We start from the raw sequence: 21,718 nt of genomic DNA on the forward strand, positions 1-21,718 counted from the left end.
GTGCGCTTGGCCGACTGGTGAGTAGGGTTGCTCGAGGACACTGCCACACGTTCTCCCCCGGGCGCCCCTTGGTGCGGGCGCCCTGCAGACGAGGTGGGAATCGGACCGGACCCGCGTCCCCGACCGCGAGCTGCCGTCGGTGTGCCGGAATCCGGCCCCCCTCGGCAGATGTTGGTGCAAAGGCGGGACCTCTCCGAAATGTCCGACCTGTGACCGGACACTTCCAACGTTACGTCCTGGATACCCGAATGTCGGGTCAGGAACCGTAACGTCGGTTTCTCGCAGCGTAATCACGCAGCGCCCGCAGGAAGTCGACCCTGCGGAAGTCAGGCCAGTAGGCCTCGTGGAAGTAGAACTCCGAATGAGCGCTCTGCCAGAGCATGAAGCCCGACAGACGCTGCTCGCCCGAGGTCCGGATGAGGAGGTCCGGATCGGGCTGGCCGCGAGTGTAAAGATGCTCCGCGATGTGCTCCACATCGAGCACCTCGACCAGGTCCTCGATGCTCGCTCCCCTGCTCGCTTGCTCCTGGAGCAGTGAGCGCACCGCATCGGCAATCTCACGTCTTCCTCCATACCCAACTGCAACGTTCACAATCAGGCCTGGACGGTGTGATGAAGCTTCTTTTGCATTTTTTAGGACATTGGCCGTGCGATCCGGCAGCAGGTCGAGCGCGCCGACCGGGCTGATCCGCCAGCCCTCGTCCACCAGCTCCTGCGTCACGTCCTCGATGATGCGCAGCAGCGGCTCCAGCTCTTCCCTCGGCCGGTTGAGGTTGTCGTTGGACAGCATCCATACCGTGACGACCTCGACGCCCGTCTCACGGCACCATCCGAGCAGCTCGGAGATCTTGTCCGCGCCCTTGCGGTGGCCCGACGCCACGTCGCGCATGCCCATGGCGCGCGCCCAGCGGCGGTTGCCGTCGATGATGACCCCGACGTGCCGGGGAACGCTGTCCTTCGACAGCTTGGTCTCCAGCCGGTGTTCATACAGCCGGTAGACCAGATCGCGCAGGCCCACGGAGTGCCTCCCCAGCGGTGCTGTGCCTTTGGTCGGTTGACCCAACAGGCAATTATCACCGCGAATCGCCCGTGCCTGCCCCCTCCACCGGATTCCTCGCCAGATCTCTACCTTCTAGACACACTTCCGCCTCATCCACGAGCTCGCGCACGAACACCGCCAACTCCGAGGACTTCAGCACCGCCCGCATGCCCACGCCCGTGGCACCCCACGCCTCCACGTAGGCCCGCCTCGTGAGCCGCCACTCGCCCGGCCCCGGCTGCCACACGGGGATGGTCCTGAGCTGGCAGCGCAGCTCCCCGCCGCCCACCAGACCGGCCCTGGTGCGATAGCGGAAGGAGAACAGCTCGCTCTCCGGCTCCTCGTCGGGGAAGCGGTCGTCGGGGTCGGTCCAGTGCCTGGCCGCTCCCCTGCCCTGGCGGGCCTCGTCGACGCCGCGCGCCAGGCGGGCCAGCAGCCAGCCGCAGCGCTCCCCCACGCTGCCGTACGGCGTGCCGTCGCGATGCAGCTCAAGGGTGATCTCGTACGGCGTGCCGAGGCTGTCCGTGCACGCCACCGGCGTGACGGTCAGATATGACCCGTCAACGCAGCGCAGTCCCCCCATCCCCTCACCGTTTCCGGCCGAATGTCCCCTAAACCCGGCTATGCAGGCGACTGCCAGGCATGTTCCCGCCAGCCCGGCGGCTGGTGCCACTCCGTCCAGCCGTGGCCCCTGCGCCCGTCCTCGGTCTCGAACGCGCACATCGCCCTGGGGAACTCGGCGACCGCGCCCTCAGGAGAGGTCAGCGTCACGGGGGCGAAGGCGATCGGGCGCACCGTGGTGGTCATTCCGGGGAAGCGCAGCACGGTCTCCCTCGGCCGGTCCCCGTCGAACGAGGTGGCCGCCGAGAAGCCCGCCACGTGCTCGACCTCGCCGCCCGGGGGCGCCTGGAACGCCGGCCAGGGCAGCTCCAGGCCGAGGTTGGCCCGCATGCCGTGCAGGTAGGTGCCGTCCTCCAGGTGGGCGCTGCTCCACAACCAGGAGATGGACCACCAGTCGCGCACGCCCCAGCTGTGGTCGCGCTCGCCGTGGCCGCGGAAGGGGGTGCCGCCGATCGTGCCGGTGACCTCGCAGGGGATCTCGTAGCGGGGGGTGATCGCGTAGCCGTAGACGCCTCCCGCCGTCCGCCATTCGAGGTCGAAGGCCAGGTCCGCGGAGTCCAGGCGGACGCGTACGGTCCGGAGCGGGTTGGTCGTGCGGTGGGAGGCCGTGTAACCGGCGCCCGCCACCGTCAGGTCCGCGTCCGGCAGCGGAGCGTCGTGATCGAGGTGCGTGACGGTCCCGTCCCTCGTCACGACGCAGGCCCAGTACCAGGCCCGCTTCCAGTTGGGGTAGAGGCCGAGGCGGACGTAGCCGCCCACCTCGCCGTCCTCGGAGACGAAGTCGTAGTACCAGGACTCGTTCCACAGCGGCTCGCCGCCGGGCTCGTGGTGCCGCTCGTCCTCCTGGCCCAGGGGCCACTCGCCCATGTTGACGATCCGCATGCCGCCTCCCAAGCGCTTGCTGCGATCAGCTTAAGCCAGGGAGGCGGGACCACCAGCGGCGCTTCGGGGGCGGTTCGTCGGGCATCCGGCCGCGCAGGCGCAGCCAGGCGGCGAAGTCGCCGGCGTCGGTGCGGTAGTCGGGCGGCGGGGTGGCCCGGGCACGCGCGTACGCGGCGAACTCGGCCGCCAGATCGGAGCCCGCGGCGGCGGCCGCGTCCGGCCGGATCCTGGCCACGATGCCGCGGCGCTTGGCGACCAGGCCGGCCGCCTGCGCCCGCATCCGCTCCGGGTCGAACCCCTCGGGCAGCTCCGCCCCCGCGACCAGCGCCGCCACGACCCGGCCCTGCGCCTCGGCGAGCGCGGCCCGCCCGACGTCGTCCGTCGTCGCCCGAGCCTCGGGGACGCTGCCCTCCGTCGCCGCCCGAGCCCCTGCGACGCTGTCACCCCCTGGGACGCGGTCGCCCGTCGCCGAGCCGGCCCCCGGCAGCTCGGGCGTCATCGCACGTCCCCGGCCAGAGCCATCGCGGCCCTGATCCGGGACAGCTCGCTCGCCAGCACGTCGTCGCTCGGATAGTCGTCGTCCCACTCCAGCAGCACGCCCGGCGGCGCGGTGCGGGCGCACAGCTCGGTGAGCAGGTCGAGGACGGCCTGTGGCGCGGCCGTGGTGTGCGTGTCGTGCCAGATGCCGTGGTGCTCGTACCCGCCGGCGACGTGGACGTACGCCAGCCGCTCCAGGGGCAGCACGTCGAGCGCCGCCACGGCCGGCAGGCCCAGGTTGACCTGGTTGGTGTAGAGGTTGGCCACGTCGATCAGCAGCCCCACGCCCGTGCGCTCCACCAGCTCGGCCAGGAACTCGGCCTCGGTCAGCTCGTCGTCCGGCCAGCCGAAGATGGCGGCGACGTTCTCCAGGGCCAGGGGGACGGGCAGCGCGTCCTGGGCGCGGCGTACGTTCTCGGTGACGACCCGCAGGGACTCGCGCGTGCGCGGCACCGGCAGCAGGTGCCCGGCCTCCAGGCCGCCGCCGCGGACGAACGCCAGGTGCTCGCTGACCAGCGGCGCGCCCAGGGCCTGGGCGCAGGCGGCCAGATGGGCGAGCAGGGCCGGGGAGGGCTCCTCGGCGCCGCCGATGCCCAGCGACACCCCGTGCGGGATCACCGGCAGGCCCCGGGCCCGCAGCACGCGTAACGACTCGGGCAGGTGAGCGGGCTTGATGTTCTCGGCGACCACTTCGAGGAAGTCGACCCCGGCCATCCGCTCGATGGTCAGGTCCAGCTCCGACCGCCAGCCGATGCCCACTCCCAGTCCGCCCATCTCAGCCTCCTCCGCCACATCCACCGCCGCCGCAACCACTGCTGCCGCCGCAGCCGGACGACCCGCTCCCGCAGCCCGATGTGCCGGAGCCTCCGCCGCCGCAACTGGACGAGCCACCCGCAGCGTACGAGGTCCCGCTCCGGCGGCCGCGCCGGACCTCCCGCCTGCTGAGCTCCAGCCGCAGGCCGGGGTCGCGCAACTCGCCGAGACCGTAGAGCGCGAGCGGGACGGGCCCCTGGGCGACGCCCCGGGCGTTGGCCTGCCTGGCCGCGTCGAGGGCCGCCAGGCCGGAGGCGGTCAGCGTGGCCCTCATGGAGCGCCGGTGGTGGCCGAGGACGATCTCGGCGGCCACCCCCGTGCCCGCGAAGACGAGCAGGGCGACGCCCCCGTGGAAGCTCGCGTCCAGGAGGACCCGAAGCACCTCCACCGCCGCACCGGCGAACGCCAGCACCGACAGCGCCCGCAGCCGCCGGCTCAGCCTCCTGACCTGGGCGAAGGCGCTGTCCTCCATGAGCAGCCCCTGCGCCGTGAGGTGCTGCTTGATCGCCTCCATCGCCAGGCTCCTGACGACCTCGATCCGGAGTGACATCACGGGCAGGCCCGAGCGGTCGGCCACCACGCCCAGCACGGCCTCCTCGACGGGCTCCCGCGTGACGACGCCCGTGGTGACCTGGTGCACCCGGCCGCCGCGCGACACGCGGATCGCGCCGGAGTCCGCCAGCAGCGCGATGGCGGTGTCCGCCACCCGCTGCGGGCCGCCCACCAGGTACGCCAGGTCGTAGTGGCCGAGGTCGCGAAGGCGGGTTCCCACCGCGTCGGCCCGGATGACGGCGTGCCCGCGCTGGATGGCGGAGGTGGTGAGGGCGGTGTACGCCCCGACGGCCACCGAAACGATGAGCATGAACAGGTCCATGTGAGGCCCCCCGCTCGTGCGGCCGGGTCCACCCGGCCTGTCGGAAAGACACCTTGAGGCCAGCGTAAAGTTTCCGTCGCGAGGAACCGAGGTTTTGCGCCTTTAGCTGCTGCTGGATCCGCAGCTCGACCCGCCGCCGCAGCTGGATCCGCCCCCGGAGCTCGATCCTCCGCCACAGCTCGACGAGCCGCCGCCGAAGTCGAGGCCGCCGTAGGAGTCGGTGCCGTACGTGGCGCCGTCGCCGCCGCTGTGGCTGCCGCAGGAGCCCGCGCAGTCGGCCGCCGGGTCACCGACCGACAGCTCGTCGCAGAGGGTCTGGTCGCCGGCGTCCTGCAGGCCGTAGAGCGCCACGGGGATCCCGACCGCGAAGGCGAGCGAGCTCGGGTCGCGTACGCCCCTGGGGTGGGCCTCGCGGGCCGAGGTCAGCACGGCGCGTCCCTCCCGGGTGACGACGCCGCGCAGCCGCCGCCGGTGCCTGTACAGCGCCATGAGGCCGCCGACCACGGCGGCACCGGAGATGAGCAGGGCGCCGACGAACACCGGCTCCCTCCCGGCCACTCCCAGCCCCGACAGCACGAACAGCAGCACGAGGAAGCCGACGGCCACGCCGAGTGCGATCTTGACCTGGTCCCTGCGCCGCCACGCCGTGCCGTACGCGCCCTCCGGCACGATCAGCCCCCGCCGTTCGAGCCCGGCAGCCAGCCCGGTGACCGCGGGATGCCTCTCCAGCGCCCGCCGCAGCTCGCTCGCCCGGTAGCCGCCCGGCCGGGCCGCCAGCGCGTCGAGCACGGCCTGCTCGAGGGGCTCCGGCGAGGGCCACGCCCCGCGGACCGGGGTGACCTGAGAGCCCCGCGACACGCGAACGGCGCCGGCCGTCGCGAGGACGGCCAGCGCCGTGTTGACGGCCCGCCGGGGCCCGCCGGAGAGGTAGGCCAGCTCGTAGTGGGTCAACTGGTGCGAGGCGCCGCTCGGCTCGGTCTCGCTGACGCGGCGGCGCTCCCGCTCGACCCGCTGCTCCGCCGAGCTGACCAGGAAGAACACGCCGATGGCGGCAAGGAGCAGGATGACGTCCACGTGCGGCCCTCCTTGGCGGTACGGCAGTCCGTCAAGTTAGACGGCTCCGGCCGTACCGCACAAGGGAGTTCCGCTCAGCCGAGCCGGTCGAGCAGGGCGTTGTACTCGTCCCACAGCTCCTTCGGCAGGTGGCTGCCGAACTTGTCGAAGTGGTCGGGGATCAGCGCCGCCTCCTCACGCCACACGTCCCGGTCGACGGTGAGCAGCGTGCGCAGGTCCTCCTCCGACAGGTCCAGGCCCTCGGTGTCGAGGTCGGCCGGCAGCAGGCCGATCGGCGTGGGCACGGCCTTGGCCTCGCCGTTGAGCCGCTCCACGATCCACTTGAGCACGCGGCTGTTCTCGCCGAAGCCCGGCCAGACGAACTTGCCGTCGGCGTTCTTGCGGAACCAGTTGACGTAGTAGATCCGGGGCAGCTCGGCACCCTTGCGGCGGCCGATCTCCAGCCAGTGGCCGAAGTAGTCGCCCATGTTGTAGCCGCAGAACGGCAGCATGGCGAAGGGGTCGTGGCGCAGCTCGCCGACCTTGCCCTCGGCGGCGGCGGTCTTCTCGGAGGCGACGTTGGCTCCGAGGAAGACGCCGTGCTCCCAGCTCAGCGACTCCGTCACCAGAGGTACGGCGGTGGCGCGGCGACCGCCGAACAAGATCGCTGAGATGGGCACGCCCTTGGGGTCCTGCCATTCGGGTGCGATGGTCGGGCACTGCTCGGCCGGGGTGGTGAAGCGGGCGTTCGGGTGGGCGGCGGGCTCGTCGCTGTCGGGCGTCCAGGAGCGGCCCTTCCAGTCGGTCAGGTGCGCCGGGGGCTCCTCCGTGAGGCCCTCCCACCACACGTCGCCGTCGTCGGTGAGCGCGACGTTGGTGAAGATGCTGTTGCCCCAGAGTGTCCTGATCGCGTTGGCGTTGGTCACCTGGCCGGTGCCGGGGGCGACGCCGAAGAAGCCGGCCTCCGGGTTGATCGCGTAGAGGCGGCCGTCCTTGCCGAAGCGCATCCAGGCGATGTCGTCGCCGATCGTCTCCACCTTCCAGCCCGGGATCGTCGGCTGGAGCATGGCGAGGTTGGTCTTGCCGCAGGCGCTCGGGAAGGCGGCGGCGATGTAGCGGGTCTCCCCCGTGGGCGGCGTGAGCTTGAGGATGAGCATGTGCTCGGCCAGCCAGCCCTCGTCGCGGGCCATGACGCTGGCGATGCGCAGGGCGTAGCACTTCTTGCCGAGCAGGGCGTTGCCGCCGTAGCCGGAGCCGTAGGACCAGATCTCGCGGGTCTCGGGGAAGTGGCTGATGTACTTGGTCGAGCTGCACGGCCAGGGCATGTCCACCTGGCCCGGCTCGAGCGGCGCCCCGACGGAGTGGACGGCCCTGACGAAGTCGCTGTGCTCATGGTCGCGCTTGCTGCGGCCTCCGTTGGCTCGTCCCTCGCTCTCTCCGGCCTTTCGCGCCGCTCCGCGTTCCTCGATCAGGCGCAGCGCCCGGTCGCCCATCCGGGTCATGATGCGCATGGAGACGGCCACGTACGCGGAGTCGGTGATCTCGACGCCCAGCTGCGAGATCTCGCCGCCCAGCGGGCCCATGCAGAACGGCACGACGTACATGGTCCGGCCGCGCATGCAGCCCTTGAACAGCTCCCCGAAGGTGCGGCGCATCTCGTCCGGGGCGATCCAGTTGTTGGTCGGCCCCGCGTCCTCCGCGCGCTCGGAGCAGATGAAGGTACGGTCCTCGACCCGCGCCACGTCGGTGGGGTCGGACTTGGCGTAGAAGCTGTTGGGCCTGGCGGCCAGGCGCGTGAGCGTGCCCTGCTCGACGAGGAGGTTGGTCAGGCGTGTCCACTCCTCCTCCGACCCGTCGCACCACTCGATGCGATCCGGCTGGGTCAGGGCTGCGATCTCGTTCACCCACGCGGCCAATTCACTATTGCTGGTGGGTGCGGTTACTTCCACGGAAACGGACACGACGGTGACTCCTCCACTCTCTCAGGGCCCAGTCATCATTAACGACGAAGCGGCCGTAAAGCCAATTGGCATAGACCTGTTGGCCAGGCCGTCGCCGCAGGCAGCGGCCCTGACGATTGGGGGAGCCTACCCATGCGGAGCGGATTTAAAAGAGGTAATTCCGAGCAGTGGTCCAGTCCAATTGCGCTGGTCTAAACCAATTTCCCGATTGGTTTAGTCCATTCGCCGGGCCGTTTCCGCTGGGAGATCTCAGGAATTGACGTCGGGCCCGGCGGAGCGAACTCGGTCGACATGCTGGAGCGCGTCGCGCAGCTCGGCGAGCCAGGTGTCGGTGTTCTTGCCGACCAGGCGCACGCACCAGGCCAGCGCGTCGCTGCGGCTCCTGGCCACGCCGGCGGCCACGAGGGTGTCGAGGACCTGGCGTTCCGCCTGGCGCAGCCGGGTCATCACCGGCACGGACAGTGTGGTGAACATCACAGTCTCGCCGCCACAGACCACGCCCCAGGACACCTTCTGCCGGAACCTGCGCTCGGCCTCCCTGGCGATCTCGATCCGCCGCTCGCGCGTCTCTTCCCTGAACCTGCGCGCCAGCCCCTCGATCAGGGCCGCCCGCTCGGCCTCGGGCGTGTCCTCGGGAGGGTCGGGCAGGGTGCCGAGCACCGCGATCTCCTCGCGGTCCCTGACGATCTCGGGCGCGCCGGTGAACCAGCCCTCGGGCATCCGGCCCGTGAACCAGCCACGTACCTGTGCCGAAGCGTCATCTGTTGTCATGTAATCAACATTACATACTTGCAGGCCATTTGCACGCGAGGGAACACGGAACTGTGCGTAGGAGAAAGGGCTCAGCGCACCTTGGCCGCGGCGATGGGGCTGACCCTGACGACTCCGGCCAGGTTACGGGTGCTGACGGGGGCGATCTTCACCACGTCGCCGGTGCGCGGGGCGTGCAACATCTTCCCGTCGCCCCAATAAATCGCCACATGTGAGATGTAATCCGGATTTGTCGGGTCGTTGCGCCAGAAGAGTAGGTCGCCGGGCTGCGCCTGCGCGTACGGCACCTGCGGCCCCGTCACCCACTGCTGGTGCGTCACCCGGGGCATCCGCACCCCCGCCTGCCCGTAGGCCCACTGGACCAGGCCGGAGCAGTCGAACGTCTCGGGCCCCTCGGCACCCCACACGTACGGCCGGCCGAGCTTGGAGACCGCCGCCTTCAACGCCACCGTGAGCTGCGGCCCCGTCATGAACGAGCCGGCCGGCCAGTTCTGCTGCGGCACGTTCTGCTGCGTCTGGGGCAGCACCGGGTTCACCAGGGCCACCTGCGTGCCCTTGGGCAGCGCGCGCAGGATGCGCTTGCGCAGCTGGTCGGAGTTGGTCTTGGGGGCGCTGACGATGAGCGCGTTGTCGTGGGGCAGGCCGAGCGTGCGGCCGACGTCTCTCGACACGACCGCGTCCACGGCGCCGAAACCGGTGGTGGCGTACGCGCCGATCCGCAGCTGCCCCGCCGGGCCCGCCGTCACCCGGCTGTGCAGCGCGAGCCCGCCGTCGTTGCCCAGCACGAACGAGACGGCCACGTCACCGGCCGCAATGTTCTGCCACAGCGCGTCCGACGAGGCGGTCACCTTGGGCGTGTAGGCGCGGAAGGTGGACGGGTTGACGGCCAGCGTCTGCACCCGCTTGCCGTCGAGCGTGATGGAGGCCGCGTCGGCCAGCTCCATCGCCCGCACCCCCCGCAGCTTGGCGACCTTCTGCAGCAACTCGTTGGTGAAGGGCTTGCGGGTCAGCACGAACAGGTTGGGCTTGTGCAGCTTGCTCAGCGGCGCCACGGGCTGGAGCGTCCTGGCCGGCTCCTGCGGCGGCAACTGCTGCTGGGGCCGCTGATCGGCCAGGAGCGTGGGCTTCGGCGTGGCGCGCACGGCCGCGGGCTTGACGGGTGTGCCCGGCTGCGTCAGCAGCAGCACGTCGGCGGTCAGCACCGCGACGAGCGCCACCACGATGAACGGCACCAGCTTGTACGTATTGCGCCGCTTACGAGTTTTAACTAAGAAACGCAGGTCTTGCCGAATTCCCGATCCATGCGAAAACGCCGCCGGGCCAACGTGGGCCCGGCGGTCATCGTCCAGGGGGGTCAGTTGCCGATGTACGGCACAGCCTCGAGGATCTCGACGGTGTTCTGCCGTCCGTTGGGCAGGGAATAGGTCGCCTTCTCCCCGATCTTCTTGCCGTTGATCGCCGACCCGAGCGGGGACCTCGGCGAGTAGACGTCGATCGGTGCTCCGCTCTCCTCACGGGAGGCGAGCAGGAAGGTGACCTCGTCGTCGTCGCCGACGAACCTGATGGTCACGGTCATGCCGGGGCCCACCACGCCCTCGGCCTTGGGGGCCTCTCCCACCTGGGCGTTGTCGAGGATCTGCCGGAGGTGGAAGATCCGGGCCTCCATCTTGCCCTGCTCGTCCTTGGCCGCGTGGTAGCCGCCGTTCTCCTTGAGGTCACCCTCTTCACGGGCGGCCTCGATCTTCTTGGCGATGTCGACGCGCCCGGGGCCAGAGAGATACTCGTACTCCGCCTTCAGGCGGTCGTACGCCTCCTGCGTCAGCCAGGTGACGTTCTCATCGCGAGAGTCGGCCACGGGTTCTCCTTGCTTGCCTAGGGGGCCCTGAGATCACTTGAGGTTGCGTACGGTTGAATTGCGAAAGGCTAACAAGTTAACCGCTCGAACGCTTCCCCAAATGTCTCACTATACGAGATTGCAGTACTGGATGTGGACGGAAGTCGCCTGACCACTCGTGTCGAGGCTTTCCTTGAGCTGCTTACTACCCTCACCAGCCGGGATTCTTACTTCCTTGCTGCCCACTTCCGCGTGATCGACGTCCAGTGCCCTGATGCGGCAGACGGCCACCCTATCGTCCGGCTTGTACACCTCAAAGGTGATCTCCGCCCGGCTCGGGCCGTTCACCTTGAACGTCACCACCTGCGACGGCGCCTCCGAGCCGCCCGCCGTCATCGACCACATCACGTAGCCCCAGCCACCGGCGATGATGGCCACCAACACGCCGATCACCACGTGGACGACGAGCCGGCCACCTCGCTTGGGCCGGTCGGGGAAGTCGTCGGGTGTGCCGAGAACGGGTCCGTTCTCGACATCTTTGGTGACCATGGCGGAATCTCCCTGCACTCCCTCAGCGTTATCCGAGACAATTGTCGCCCGCGGGGGGTGTGCCCTCGCGACCGCCCAGCAGAAACTAACCTCTCTGGGCGACTGACCGGTCCTACTGAGGAGCATCGAGCCCGTGAGTGCACCGCTGAGGCTGATGGCCGTCCACGCCCACCCCGACGACGAGTCGAGCAAGGGCGCCGCCACGATGGCGCGTTACGTGCGAGAAGGCGTGGAAGTGCTGGTCTGTACCCTCACGGGCGGTGAGCGCGGATCTGTGCTCAACCCCAAGATGGACCGGCCCGAGATCGTGGCCAACATCGCCGAGGTGCGCCGGGCCGAGATGGCCCGGGCGCGCGAGATCCTCGGCGTCGAGCAGCGTTTCATGGGTTTCGTTGACTCCGGGCTGCCCGAGAACGAGGACGAGAAGCTGCCCGACGGCTGCTTCGCCGTGCAGACGCTGGAGGACGCCTCGGCACCGCTGGTGGCCGCCGTACGCGAGTTCAGGCCGCACGTGATCATCACCTACGACGACGACGGCGGCTACCCGCACCCCGACCACATCATGACCAACAAGGTCTCCGTCGAGGCCTTCGAGGCGGCCGGCGACCCCGACCGCTACCCCGGCACCGGCGACCCCTGGCAGCCGCTGAAGCTCTACTACCAGATGGGCTTCACCAAGGAGCGGTTCGAGGCGCTGCACGAGGCGATGACCGAGCGCGGCCTGGGCTCCCCCTACGCCGACTGGATCTCCCGCTGGGAGGACCGCCCCGCCAAGTGGCCGGTGACCACGCGGGTGCCGTGCGGCGACTACTTCCAGCTCCGCGACGACGCCCTGCTGGCGCACGCCACCCAGGTCGACCCCGACGGCTTCTGGTTCGTCTGCCCGCGCGAGCTGCAGCAGGAGATCTGGCCGACCGAGGACTACCACCTGGCGCGCTCGCTCGTGGACACCGAGCTGCCGGAGGACGACCTGTTCGCCGGCATCCACGCCGACGAGGTCGAGCCCGCCTGCCACTGAACGGGCCGCAGGTCGAAACAGGGGCCGGACCCCTGGCCGGACCATGCCCCCCTGGTGGCAGACTGGAAGTGTGACCGTTCTAGCAGCTGGTGATGTGAGCCCGGGCCTGCTCGGCTTCGTCGTCGTGGCCCTCATGGGTTTTGCCCTGTATATCCTGATCAAGTCGATGAACAAGCAGATGTCGAAGATTCAGGTGCCACACGAGGGCGAAGCCGAGGACACGGCCGGCAAGGCCGATGACAAGGCCCTCGCTGACAAGAAAGCCGATTAGATGCCGATAGAAGTGGTCGACAACTCGACGGAGAGCCGGTTCGAGATCCTCGTGGACGGCAAGGTCGCCGGGTTCGCCGACTATCTGCTGCTGCCCACCAAGATCGTGTTCACGCACACCGAGGTCCTGCCGGCTTACGAGGGGCAGGGGCTGGCGGGCAAGCTGGTCGGCCACGCCCTCCAGGCGAGCGCCGACACCGGCCTGCGCGTCGTGCCGCGCTGCCCCTACGTGGCGAAATACATCGAGCGTCACCCCGAGTTCAAGGACCTGGTCGACGCCTCCTGACCGGCGGGCCCGTCATTCGGCGGCCGACCAGGCACGTTCGAGCGCCTTCGGCAGCCCCCACCAGCCCAGCGGGGTGAGCACCTCGTCACCGTCGACGATGCCGAGATGCGCCCAGAGGGTCACCACCGACGCGAAGAGTCCCTCCGTCGCGTCCAGGTCGTCGACGTCCTGGTCGTCGACGTCGACGTCCTCCGACTCGGCGATCAGCCGCGCCATCCGCTCGGGCGAGGCCAGCACCCCCGGCCCCATCCTGACCAGCGCCGCCACCCCGGCCAGCCAGTCCGCGTGCTGGATCGCGCAGAGGTTGGCCAGCGCCGTGTCCTCCTCGCTGAGCTCCCCGTCGAGGTCGGCGAACTCCTCCAGCACGTCCGCGCCCTCCGACAGGTCCGAGACGGGCCCCGCGACGCCCGCCGCCACCGTCAGCCACAGCTCCACGTCGTCGTCGGGCAGCGGCCGGTCCTCGAACCCCGCGCAGGCCCGCAGCACGTTGGCGGGGTAGCCGGGCAGGGCCAGCAGCGCGCGCAGGCGTACCGCGGCCGCCTCCAGCTCCTCCCCGGGCAGCTCGGGCTGCTTGGGCAGGTCCGCGAGGATGCGCCGCAGCTCCGACAGCGCGAACGCCTCCTCCTCGTCCCAGGCCGCGAACAGCTCCTCGTCCTGCTCGTCGCTGACCGCGAACCCCGGCACCCGGCCGTCGGGCAGCGGCGTGCTCAGCCAGCGCTCCTGAAGCTCCTCGTACGCCCCGCGGGCCTCCTGGTCGCCCGCCGCCAGCGCGTCGGGATCGACCTCTCCCGACTCGACCCGCTCCTCCAGGTACGCGACCAGCCGCGCGAACATCTCGGCCGCCACCGGCCCGCGCTCGTCCTCCTCCGGCCAGACGAAGTAGCTGGGCGTCATGAGGATCGGCTCGGTGCCGGTGGACTCGACCCACCGCTGCACGTCACCGACCGTGGCCACCCCCGCCTCGATCGAGCTGAGGGTCGCCTTGGCGGATTCCCAGAACGCGACGGAGAGCGGGTTGCCCGCCGCCATCATGGCCCGCCGCAGGTCGGGCAGCGCCACGAGGGCCACTCCCGACGGTACGGCGAGCAGCGCGCGGGCCACGTCCCGGCGCGTGACGGCGGTCGCCGGACGGCCGGCGTGGGCGCAGACGAAGTCCATATCCACGCCCCGTAACCTACGCCGTACCGGCCGCCGGAGTCAGCCTGGGCCGACCTGCTCCCTGAACGGGAGGGCGACGCCCTCTAGGCTGGTTGGGGGAGGTCCTGATGAACCGCTTGAAAGACGCGACGAGCCCCTACCTGCTCCAGCACGCGGACAACCCCGTTGACTGGCATCCGTGGGGTGAGGAGGCGTTCGCGGAGGCCCGCAGCCGGGACGTGCCGCTGCTCATCAGCGTGGGCTATTCGGCGTGCCACTGGTGTCACGTCATGGCGCACGAGAGCTTCGAGGACCCCGGCACCGCGCGGCTGATGAACGACCACTTCGTCAACATCAAGGTCGACCGCGAGGAGCGGCCCGACGTGGACGCCGTCTACATGAGCGCCACGCAGGCCATGACCCGTCAGGGCGGCTGGCCGATGACCGTTTTCGCGACGCCCGACGGGCATCCCTTCTACTGCGGCACCTACTTCCCGCGCCCGCACTTCCAGCGCCTGCTCACCGAGGTGCACAACGTGTGGACGGGTGACCGGGAGTCCGTGCTGCAGCAGGGGTCGAAGGTGGTGCAGGCGCTCAACGAGAACACCACGCTGCCCAGCGGGCCGCTGCCGGGCGAGGAGACGCTGCGGCAGGCAGTGCGCAACCTGCGCGAGTCGTTCGACGCCGCCGACGGCGGGTTCGGCGGGGCGCCCAAGTTCCCGCCGTCGATGGTGCTGGAGTTCCTGCTGCGCTCCGGCGAACGCGAGATGAGCGGCAGGACGCTGGAGGCGATGGCCCGCGGCGGGATGTACGACCAGCTCGGCGGCGGGTTCGCCCGCTACAGCGTGGACTCGGGGTGGGTCGTCCCGCACTTCGAGAAGATGCTCTACGACAACGCCCTGCTGCTGCGCGTCTACACGCACTGGTGGAAGGCGGGCGGGGGCGACCTGGCGCGGCGGGTTGCGCTGGAGACGGCGGACTGGCTGCTGCGCGAGCTCCGTACGCCCGAGGGCGGCTTCGCCTCCGCGCTCGACGCCGACAGCGAGGGCGTGGAGGGCAAGTTCTACGTCTGGACGCCCGAGGAGCTGTACGAGGTCCTCGGCGAGGACGACGGCCGGTGGGCGGCGGAGCTGTTCGAGGTGACGGGCACCTTCGAGCACGGCACGTCCGTGCTGCAGCTCCTGCGCGACCCCGAGGACCCCGCGCGCCACGCGGACGTGCGGGCCCGGCTGCTGGCCGCCAGGGAGCGCCGGGTGCGGCCGGGGCGCGACGACAAGGTCGTGGCCTCCTGGACCGGTCTGGCCATCGCGGCCCTGGCGGAGACCGGGGTCGTCTTCGAGCGGCCCGACCTGGTGGCGGCGGCCACGGCGGCGGCGGAGCTGCTCGCCGGCACGCACATGGTGGACGGCAGGCTGCTGCGGACCTCCAGGGACGGCCGGGCGGGCACCAACGCCGGGGTGCTGGAGGACTACGCCAACCTGGCCGAGGGCCTGATCTCCCTGTACGGCGTGACCGGCGAGGCCAGGTGGCTCCGGCTGGCGGGCTCGCTGCTGGACACCGTGCTCGACCGGTTCGCCGACGGGGCGGGTGGCTTCTACGACACCGCCGACGACGCCGAGCGGCTCTTCCAGCGCCCGCAGGACCCCACGGACAACGCCACCCCCTCCGGCCAGTACGCGGCCGCCGGCGCGCTGCTCTCCTACGGCGCCCTGACCGGCTCCACGCGCCACCGGGAGGCCGCACACGCGGCCCTGGGCACCGTGTCGGTGCTGGCCACGGGGCATGCCAGGTTCGCGGGGTGGGGGCTGGCCGTGGCGCGGGCGGCACTGTCCGGGCCCGTGGAGGTGGCCGTCGTGGGCCCGGCCGACGATCCGCGCACGGCCGCGCTGCACCGGGAGGCGCTGCTCGCGGACGCGCCCGGGCTGGTCGTGGCGCTCGGCCGGGACGACGGCGGCGACCGGGGCACCGGGGATCCGCTCGTCCCGCGGGAGGCGGCCTTCCCGGCGCTGCTGGAGGGCCGCGGGCTGGTCGGCGACGCACCGGCCGCCTACGTGTGCCGGGGCTTCACCTGCCGGATGCCCGTGACGACGGTCGAGGCGCTGCGGGCCGAACTGGCCGGCTGACCGCCCGAGGCGTTGCGGGCCGGGCCGGCCGGCTGACCGCCCGCGGAGCCGTCACCCCGTGGGCCCCGTGGGCTGGCGGCTCCTGCCGCCGCCCGGGTCGCCGTCCTGCTGGACCGTCGGCTGGTCGGGCACCTGCGTGGGCGGCGGGGCGGTCTCCTCCGGCGGCCCGTCCGGCCGGTCGTTGTCGTCGGGGCCCTCCGTGACGGGCGGGTCCGTGAACGGCGGCTCGCTGAAGTCGGGCTCCGGCTGGTCCCAGTCGTCCGGGCTCTCCGGCCGCGTGTACTCGTGACCGGGCACGTCCCTGTCCTGGCCGGGCTCGGAGTAGTCGGAGGACCAGCCGTACTCCGACGGCTCCGGGAACTCCTCGACCGGCTTGCCCGCCATCGCCTCGGTCATGAACGCCCGCCAGATCTGCGCGGGCAGCTGGCCGCCGAACTGCGTGCCGTAGCCGGGGATGGTGACCGTGGCGTTGTCGTCGCGGAACATGTCCACCGCCACCGCGAGCTGCGGCGTGAAGCCGTTGAACCAGACCGACTTGGAGTCGTCGGTGGTGCCTGTCTTGCCCGCCACCGGGCGGTCGTAGAGCCGGGCGGCGGTGCCGGTGCCGTACTTGACCACCTGCTGCATCGCGTACGCGGTGTCCGCGGCGGCCTGCTCGCTGACCACCTTGGTCGCGACCGGCTTGACGACCTCCTTGCGGCCTTCCGCGTCGGTCACCGACTTGACCACGTGGGCCTCCACGTGCACGCCCTTGTTGGCGAAGGTGGAGAAGCCGGAGGCGTTCTGGACGGCGCTGACCGAGGCCACGCCGAGCGGGAAGGCGGCGGCGCTCTTGTGCTGGTCGAGCTGGGCGGCCGGGATCCCGGCCGCCTCGGCGGTCTCGGCGACCTTGTCCAGGCCGACCTTCTGGCCGAGGTCCACGAACGCGGTGTTGACGGAGTTCTGGGTGGCGCTGATCAGGTTGATCTGCCCGTACGAGCGGTCGCCGTCGTTGGGGATCGCCTGGGACGCGGAGGCCACGTGCAGCGGCGAGTTGCCGTCGACCCTGGTGGACAGCTCGAAGCCGTTGTTGAGGGCGGCGGCCAGCGTGTACGGCTTGAACGTGGACCCGGCCATCACCTTGGCCGAGAACGCGCTGTCGTAGTACTTCGACTGGGACGGCCGCCCGCCGTAGAAGGCCACGACCTCGCCCGTGGCGGGATCGACGGCCGCCAGCCCCGTGCGTACCTTCTTGGGCGTGTTGTCCGGCAGCACGTCCGCGACCGCCCGCTCGGCCGCCTGCATGAGCTTCCTGTCGAACGTCGTGACGATCTTGAGCCCGCCGCCGTTGATGTCCTCGTCGGTGTAGCCGCGCCGGTTGAGCTCGGCGGTGACCTGCTCCAGCATGTACTGGGCCTGGCCCTTGAGCTCGAACGGCTTCTTCGGGGCCTTCAGCGTGGGGAACTTCTCGGCGGCCGCCTGCCCGGCCGGCAGCGCGCCCGTCTGGCCCATGGCGTTGATCACCGACTGCCAGCGCTCCTGGGCCGCCACCAGGTCGGAGCCCTTGGGGTCGGCGAAGCGGCTCGGCTGCTGGATCACCGCCGCCAGGTAGGCGCCCTCGGCCACGGTCAGCTTCTCGACGTCCTTGCCGAAGTAGGCGCGGGCGGCCGACTGGACGCCGTTGGCGCCCCGGCCGAAGTAGATCGTGTTGAGGTACTGCTCCAGCACCCAGTCCTTCGACTTGGACTGGTCGACCTTCATCGCGATGAGGATCTCTTTGAACTTGCGGGTGACGGAACGTTCCTGGCTCAGCCCGCTGTAGTAGTTGCGCACGAGCTGCTGGGTGATCGTGGAGCCGCCCTGGAGCTGCTGCCCGGTGAGGGTGGACCACACGGCCCGGCCGGTGCCCTTGACCGAGACGCCGGCGTCCTCGTAGAACGAGCGGTTCTCGGCGGCGATGACCGCGTCGCGCACGTGCTTGGGCACCTTGGCGAGCTCGATGTTCCGGCGGTCGATCCCCTGCCGGGCGAGCACGGTCTTGCCGTCGCGGTAATAGATCACCGAGCCCTGCGCGGTGGCCTGCTTCTGGGTCGTGTCGGGAATAGGAGTCAACGCCCAAGCAATCGCGAAAAGCCCGGCTAGTACGAGGATTCCCGTGCCAATAGAAATCAGTAGAACTCGGAGAATCCGCCGCTTTCGCATCCCGTTACCACCACCACTCCGCACCCCTCGACCCCCTCGTCAAGCGTCGCCCAACCCCCGCAAGCTGGGCGGATGCCAAGGGTAAACGATCGACAATGGTGCCTCGTCCCTTAGCGATAGTACGACTAGCGCCCGCCTCGACGCGGAACATCGGCGACCAAAGGCAGCACTCGGTAAGGAACCGGGGTGTCGAGGGCGATGATCGAATTAGTCCTGAGTACGCCCTGAACATCAACGATCAAGTCGATAACCCGCTGCAAATCCGCGTTGGTCCGGGCAACCACGCGGCACAGGAGATCGCTGTCCCCGGTGATCGTGTGCACCTCCAGCACCTCGGGGATGCGGGCCAGCCGGTCGGCCACCGGATCGTGCCCGGCCACCTGCCTGATCTCCATGCTCACGAACGCGGTGACGTCGTAGCCGAGCGCCTCCGGCGACACGTCGGGACCGAAGCCGGTGATCACTCCCCTGTCGATGAGCCGGTCGAGCCTGGCCTGGACCGTGCCACGGGCCACGCCGAGCCGCCGCGAGCACTCCAGCACGCCCAGGCGGGGCTCGGCGGTCAGGAGGGCGATCAGCCGGGCGTCGAGATCGTCGATCGTCATGGTGTACAGACCTACCGGACAATTCGCCAAGCGACTAGGCAGATTGTGCACTCATTGAGGTAACTCTTGCGCAACTCGTCCAGATAAATCGAGAGTTGGCGGTATGAGTGATGTCTTTCCGGTCAATGGCATGCACGCCGTGGTGTTCGCCGTGGGCAACGCCAAGCAGGCTGCTCACTACTACTCGACCGCCTTCGGGATGCGGCTGGTCGCCTACCGGGGCCCGGAGAACGGCAGCCCGGACGTGGCCGCGTACGTGCTGACCTCGGGCAGCGCCACGTTCGAGTTCCGGGCCTCGATCCGCCCGGGCACGGACCTGGCGCGGCACGTGGCCGAGCACGGTGACGGGGTCGTGGACCTGGCCATCGAGGTGCCCGACGTGGAGGGGGGCTACGCCTACGCGGTCGCCCACGGGGCGAAGGGGCTGGTGGAGCCGTACACGGTGGAGGACGAGCACGGCAAGGTGGTGCTGGCCGCCATCGCCACGTACGGCGAGACCCGGCACACGCTGGTCGACAGGTCCAACTACGGCGGGCCCTACCTGCCGGGCTACGCCCCCGCCGAGCCGCTGGTGGCGCCGCCCGCGACCAAACACGGGCGGCTGTTCCAGGCCGTCGACCACTGCGTCGGCAACGTCGAGCTCGGCAAGATGGACGAGTGGGTGGACTTCTACCGCAACGTCATGGGCTTCACGAACATGGCGGAGTTCGTCGGCGACGACATCGCCACCGAGTACTCGGCGCTGATGTCCAAGGTCGTGGCCGACGGCACGCGCAAGGTCAAGTTCCCGCTCAACGAGCCGGCCGTCAGCCGCAAGAAGTCGCAGATCGACGAGTACCTCGAGTTCTACGGCGGCCCGGGCGTGCAGCACATCGCGCTGGCCACCAACGACATCCTGGCCACGGTGGACCACATGCGGGCGGCCGGGGTCCAGTTCCTGGACACGCCGGACTCGTACTATGACGACCCCGAGCTGCGCGAGCGCATCGGGCAGGTGCGCGCGCCGATCGAGGAGCTGAAGAAGCGCAAGATCCTCGTGGACCGCGACGAGGACGGCTACCTGCTGCAGATCTTCACCCAGCCGGTGCAGGACAGGCCCACGGTCTTCTTCGAGCTCATCGAGCGGCACGGCTCGCTCGGATTCGGCAAGGGCAACTTCAAGGCGCTGTTCGAGGCCATCGAGCGCGAGCAGGAACGCAGGGGCAACCTTTAGTTTGTCCCGACTTTGTGGCGGTCATCCAGAAATCATGGGATTGTCGCCACCGGGGCTGGCGGGACGCTGGCGACGACTGTTCGCCGGCGTCCTCGACTGGTTCGTCATCAACATCGCCTCCGCCCCGTTCACCTGGACGAGCTGGGACTACGTCTGGGACGAGAGCAGGGGCGCCTGGGACCGCTATCCGGTGGAGCACACCTTCGTGGCCAGCCTCGTGGCCTTCCTGTACTTCTGGCTCCTGCACGCCTTCTGGAATGGTCAGACGCTGGGCAAGAAGTTGTTCGGCATGCGTGTCGTGCAGGAGCACGGCGGGAGGATAGGCGTGGGGCAGGCGGCGGTCCGGCAGGCCGTGGCGACCTTGCTCGTATGGCTCTGCTGCGTCGGACCCCTGCTGGATCTCGGCTGGATCCTCTTCGACCCCCGTAAACAGGCCCTGCACGACAAGGCCGCCAGGACGGTCGTCGTGAACGCCTGACCCAGCGTAATATTCTGGTCACGATCTGAAGGGGGCTCGTTCGCCGATGCGTTTCGACAGACGCGGGGTGGCCATGCTCGCGACGCTCATCAGCGTGCTCGCCTGCTCTCCCGCCGACGAGCCGCCGCCCACCGGGCACCACCTGCCCGCCGACCACCGCGCGGGCGCTCCCGGCATCGGCGACCCCGACTTCCCGACCGACGGCAACGGCGGCTACGACGTCTCCCACTACGACCTGGCCATCGACTACACCCCCACCACCAAGCGGCTGGAGGGCGTGACCACCATCCACGCCGGCGCCACCCAGGAGCTGACCAGCTTCAACCTCGACCTCGCCGGGCTCACCGTGCGCGAGGTCTCCGTCGACGGCGCCCCCGCCACGTTCACCCGGAAGGGCGACGAGCTGACCGTGCGTCCGCCACAGGCGATCGACGGCAACACCCCCTTCACCGTCAAGGTGACCTACTCCGGCCTGCCCAAGCCGGCCACGAACAACGCCAACCTGGGCACCTACGGCTTCATCCCCACCTCCGACGGCGCCTTCGTGGCCTCCGAGCCCAACGGCTCCAAGACCTGGTTCCCCAACAACGACCACCCCTCCGACAAGGCCACGTTCGACTTCGCGATCACCGTGCCCGCCGGCGTGACCGCCCTGGCCAACGGCGAGCTCGCCGGGCAGCCCACCACCGCCGGCGGCAAGACCACCTACCGGTGGCGCGAGCGTCACCCGATGGCGACCTACCTCGCCACGGCCACGCTGGGCAAGTTCGAGCTGCGCCGGGGCAACACGGCGGCCGGCATCGCCAACCTGGCCGCCGCCGACCCCAAGTTCAAGGCCTCGCTCAACGGCCTCTACACCGCCTCGGCCGAGATCACCGACTACTGGTCCACGGTCTTCGGCCCCTACCCGTTCTCCTCGACGGGCGGCGTGGTGGACGACTATTCGGCCGGCTACGCGCTGGAAAACCAGACCAAGCCCCTTTACGGCGGCTTCGACCCCGGCGAGACGATCATCGCGCACGAGCTGGCGCACCAGTGGTTCGGCAACAGCCTGACCATCCGGCGGTGGAAGGACCTCTGGCTCAACGAGGGCTTCGCCACCTACGCCGAATGGCTGTGGTCCGAGCACAAGGGCAAGAAGACCGCGGAGTCGTTCTTCACGGACTTCCACCAGCGCCCCGCCGACGACCCGATGTGGAAATATCCCCCGGGGCGCGCCAAGCCCGACGACCTGTTCAACCAGTCGGTCTACACGCGCGGCGGCATGACCCTGCACGCCCTGCGCAAGGCCATCGGCGACGCCACGTTCTTCACCCTGCTCAAGACGTGGGCCGCCGAGCACCGCTACGGTCACGTCACGACGGAGCAGTTCGTCGACCTCGCCGAGCGGTTGTCCGGCAAGGACCTCAACGGGCTCTTCGACGCCTGGCTCTTCCAGCCCAGGCGACCCGCCTGACCCGCACGGAAACGCTT

General features: G+C 70.0%; 22 protein-coding genes. 7 read left to right on the top strand and 15 right to left on the bottom strand.

Annotation, left to right across the window (positions count from 1 at the left end; all coding sequences use genetic code 11):
• Positions 1-256 precede the first annotated feature (256 nt).
• The 12 genes from AB0J69_RS20175 to AB0J69_RS20230 form a co-directional block, all read right to left on the bottom strand.
• Positions 257-1,018, bottom strand: coding sequence for an isoprenyl transferase (locus AB0J69_RS20175; protein ID WP_364118995.1), 762 nt, complete (start codon positions 1,016-1,018; stop codon positions 257-259).
• Positions 1,019-1,073: 55 nt separating this feature from the next.
• Entirely contained in the window at positions 1,074-1,622 is a 549-nt protein-coding gene (locus AB0J69_RS20180) for a hypothetical protein (RefSeq protein ID WP_364118998.1), read from the bottom strand.
• 38 nt (positions 1,623-1,660) lie between these two features.
• A complete protein-coding gene (locus AB0J69_RS20185; protein ID WP_364119000.1) occupies positions 1,661-2,542 on the bottom strand; it encodes a hypothetical protein in 882 nt (293 codons plus the stop codon).
• A 25-nt stretch (positions 2,543-2,567) separates the two neighbouring features.
• Complete coding sequence (locus AB0J69_RS20190; protein WP_364119002.1) at positions 2,568-3,041, bottom strand: hypothetical protein; 474 nt, start codon at positions 3,039-3,041, stop codon at positions 2,568-2,570.
• On the bottom strand, positions 3,038-3,853 hold the full coding sequence (locus AB0J69_RS20195; RefSeq protein ID WP_364119005.1) for a DUF692 domain-containing protein: 816 nt from the start codon (positions 3,851-3,853) through the stop codon (positions 3,038-3,040). Before AB0J69_RS20195 ends, AB0J69_RS20190 begins: the two co-directional genes overlap by 4 nt.
• Before the next feature lies 1 nt (position 3,854).
• Positions 3,855-4,754 carry a TIGR04222 domain-containing membrane protein gene (locus AB0J69_RS20200; RefSeq protein WP_364119008.1) on the bottom strand — a complete coding sequence of 300 codons (900 nt, stop codon included), beginning with the start codon at positions 4,752-4,754 and terminating at the stop codon, positions 3,855-3,857.
• Between the two features lie 114 nt (positions 4,755-4,868).
• On the bottom strand, positions 4,869-5,840 hold the full coding sequence (locus AB0J69_RS20205; RefSeq protein WP_364119011.1) for a TIGR04222 domain-containing membrane protein: 972 nt from the start codon (positions 5,838-5,840) through the stop codon (positions 4,869-4,871).
• A 74-nt stretch (positions 5,841-5,914) separates the two neighbouring features.
• Positions 5,915-7,780, bottom strand: coding sequence for a phosphoenolpyruvate carboxykinase (GTP) (locus tag AB0J69_RS20210; protein ID WP_364119014.1), 1,866 nt, complete (start codon positions 7,778-7,780; stop codon positions 5,915-5,917).
• A 249-nt stretch (positions 7,781-8,029) separates the two neighbouring features.
• Entirely contained in the window at positions 8,030-8,551 is a 522-nt protein-coding gene (locus AB0J69_RS20215; protein WP_364119017.1) for a hypothetical protein, read from the bottom strand.
• A 71-nt stretch (positions 8,552-8,622) separates the two neighbouring features.
• Positions 8,623-9,783, bottom strand: coding sequence for a C40 family peptidase (locus AB0J69_RS20220; protein WP_364119019.1), 1,161 nt, complete (start codon positions 9,781-9,783; stop codon positions 8,623-8,625).
• A 122-nt stretch (positions 9,784-9,905) separates the two neighbouring features.
• Positions 9,906-10,406, bottom strand: a complete 501-nt coding sequence (gene greA / locus AB0J69_RS20225) for a transcription elongation factor GreA (protein WP_364119022.1) — start codon at positions 10,404-10,406, stop codon at positions 9,906-9,908.
• A gap of 108 nt (positions 10,407-10,514) precedes the next feature.
• A complete protein-coding gene (locus AB0J69_RS20230; RefSeq protein WP_364119025.1) occupies positions 10,515-10,934 on the bottom strand; it encodes a DUF4307 domain-containing protein in 420 nt (139 codons plus the stop codon).
• A gap of 133 nt (positions 10,935-11,067) precedes the next feature.
• Here AB0J69_RS20230 and mca point away from each other — a divergent pair, with 133 nt between their 5' ends.
• The 3 genes from mca (at position 11,068) to AB0J69_RS20245 (ending at position 12,508) form a co-directional block, all read left to right on the top strand.
• Positions 11,068-11,952 (top strand): mycothiol conjugate amidase Mca, encoded by an 885-nt coding sequence (gene mca / locus AB0J69_RS20235; protein ID WP_364119027.1) that lies wholly within the window; start codon positions 11,068-11,070, stop codon positions 11,950-11,952.
• Between the two features lie 70 nt (positions 11,953-12,022).
• Positions 12,023-12,223, top strand: coding sequence for a hypothetical protein (locus AB0J69_RS20240; RefSeq protein WP_364119030.1), 201 nt, complete (start codon positions 12,023-12,025; stop codon positions 12,221-12,223).
• Complete coding sequence (locus AB0J69_RS20245; protein ID WP_364119033.1) at positions 12,224-12,508, top strand: GNAT family N-acetyltransferase; 285 nt, start codon at positions 12,224-12,226, stop codon at positions 12,506-12,508. It abuts the gene before it with no gap.
• 12 nt (positions 12,509-12,520) lie between these two features.
• On the opposite strand, the gene AB0J69_RS20250 is transcribed toward AB0J69_RS20245, so the two are convergent.
• On the bottom strand, positions 12,521-13,666 hold the full coding sequence (locus tag AB0J69_RS20250; RefSeq protein WP_364119086.1) for a hypothetical protein: 1,146 nt from the start codon (positions 13,664-13,666) through the stop codon (positions 12,521-12,523).
• 107 nt (positions 13,667-13,773) lie between these two features.
• Here AB0J69_RS20250 and AB0J69_RS20255 point away from each other — a divergent pair, with 107 nt between their 5' ends.
• Positions 13,774-15,768: a thioredoxin domain-containing protein gene (locus AB0J69_RS20255; protein WP_364119036.1), complete on the top strand. Its 1,995-nt coding sequence runs from the start codon at positions 13,774-13,776 to the stop codon at positions 15,766-15,768.
• 51 nt (positions 15,769-15,819) lie between these two features.
• Here AB0J69_RS20255 and AB0J69_RS20260 read toward each other — a convergent pair whose 3' ends face one another.
• Together AB0J69_RS20260 and AB0J69_RS20265 are read right to left on the bottom strand one after the other, a co-directional pair.
• The gene (locus AB0J69_RS20260) at positions 15,820-17,859 is read right to left on the bottom strand and encodes a transglycosylase domain-containing protein (RefSeq protein ID WP_364119038.1); all 2,040 of its coding nucleotides are present in this window, start codon (positions 17,857-17,859) and stop codon (positions 15,820-15,822) included.
• A 215-nt stretch (positions 17,860-18,074) separates the two neighbouring features.
• Positions 18,075-18,554 carry an Lrp/AsnC family transcriptional regulator gene (locus tag AB0J69_RS20265; RefSeq protein ID WP_364119039.1) on the bottom strand — a complete coding sequence of 160 codons (480 nt, stop codon included), beginning with the start codon at positions 18,552-18,554 and terminating at the stop codon, positions 18,075-18,077.
• Positions 18,555-18,657: 103 nt separating this feature from the next.
• Between AB0J69_RS20265 and hppD the strand changes: the two genes are divergently transcribed.
• From hppD to AB0J69_RS20280, 3 genes are read left to right on the top strand one after another with little or no spacing between them, the layout of a single operon-like run.
• Positions 18,658-19,767, top strand: coding sequence for a 4-hydroxyphenylpyruvate dioxygenase (hppD, locus tag AB0J69_RS20270; protein ID WP_364119042.1), 1,110 nt, complete (start codon positions 18,658-18,660; stop codon positions 19,765-19,767).
• A gap of 34 nt (positions 19,768-19,801) precedes the next feature.
• On the top strand, positions 19,802-20,245 hold the full coding sequence (locus tag AB0J69_RS20275) for an RDD family protein (RefSeq protein WP_364119044.1): 444 nt from the start codon (positions 19,802-19,804) through the stop codon (positions 20,243-20,245).
• Between the two features lie 46 nt (positions 20,246-20,291).
• Complete coding sequence (locus tag AB0J69_RS20280) at positions 20,292-21,701, top strand: M1 family metallopeptidase (protein WP_364119045.1); 1,410 nt, start codon at positions 20,292-20,294, stop codon at positions 21,699-21,701.
• Positions 21,702-21,718: the final 17 nt, after the last annotated feature.

It is taken from the genome of Nonomuraea sp. NPDC049709 (assembly GCF_040674815.1).
Taxonomy (GTDB): Bacteria; Actinomycetota; Actinomycetes; order Streptosporangiales; family Streptosporangiaceae; genus Nonomuraea.

Bases quoted from the DNA above. Each gene is read 5' to 3' on its own strand.
- AB0J69_RS20180 (WP_364118998.1), bottom strand. From the start codon at position 1,622: ATGGGGGGACTGCGCTGCGTTGACGGGTCATATCTGACCGTCACGCCG.
- AB0J69_RS20185 (WP_364119000.1), bottom strand. From the start codon at position 2,542: ATGCGGATCGTCAACATGGGCGAGTGGCCCCTGGGCCAGGAGGACGAG.
- AB0J69_RS20190 (WP_364119002.1), bottom strand. From the start codon at position 3,041: ATGACGCCCGAGCTGCCGGGGGCCGGCTCGGCGACGGGCGACCGCGTC.
- AB0J69_RS20195 (WP_364119005.1), bottom strand. From the start codon at position 3,853: ATGGGCGGACTGGGAGTGGGCATCGGCTGGCGGTCGGAGCTGGACCTG.
- AB0J69_RS20200 (WP_364119008.1), bottom strand. From the start codon at position 4,754: ATGCTCATCGTTTCGGTGGCCGTCGGGGCGTACACCGCCCTCACCACC.
- AB0J69_RS20215 (WP_364119017.1), bottom strand. From the start codon at position 8,551: ATGACAACAGATGACGCTTCGGCACAGGTACGTGGCTGGTTCACGGGC.
- AB0J69_RS20230 (WP_364119025.1), bottom strand. From the start codon at position 10,934: ATGGTCACCAAAGATGTCGAGAACGGACCCGTTCTCGGCACACCCGAC.
- AB0J69_RS20245 (WP_364119033.1), top strand. From the start codon at position 12,224: ATGCCGATAGAAGTGGTCGACAACTCGACGGAGAGCCGGTTCGAGATC.
- AB0J69_RS20250 (WP_364119086.1), bottom strand. From the start codon at position 13,666: ATGGACTTCGTCTGCGCCCACGCCGGCCGTCCGGCGACCGCCGTCACG.
- AB0J69_RS20255 (WP_364119036.1), top strand. From the start codon at position 13,774: ATGAACCGCTTGAAAGACGCGACGAGCCCCTACCTGCTCCAGCACGCG.
- AB0J69_RS20265 (WP_364119039.1), bottom strand. From the start codon at position 18,554: ATGACGATCGACGATCTCGACGCCCGGCTGATCGCCCTCCTGACCGCC.
- hppD (WP_364119042.1), top strand. From the start codon at position 18,658: ATGAGTGATGTCTTTCCGGTCAATGGCATGCACGCCGTGGTGTTCGCC.
- AB0J69_RS20275 (WP_364119044.1), top strand. From the start codon at position 19,802: ATGGGATTGTCGCCACCGGGGCTGGCGGGACGCTGGCGACGACTGTTC.
- AB0J69_RS20280 (WP_364119045.1), top strand. From the start codon at position 20,292: ATGCGTTTCGACAGACGCGGGGTGGCCATGCTCGCGACGCTCATCAGC.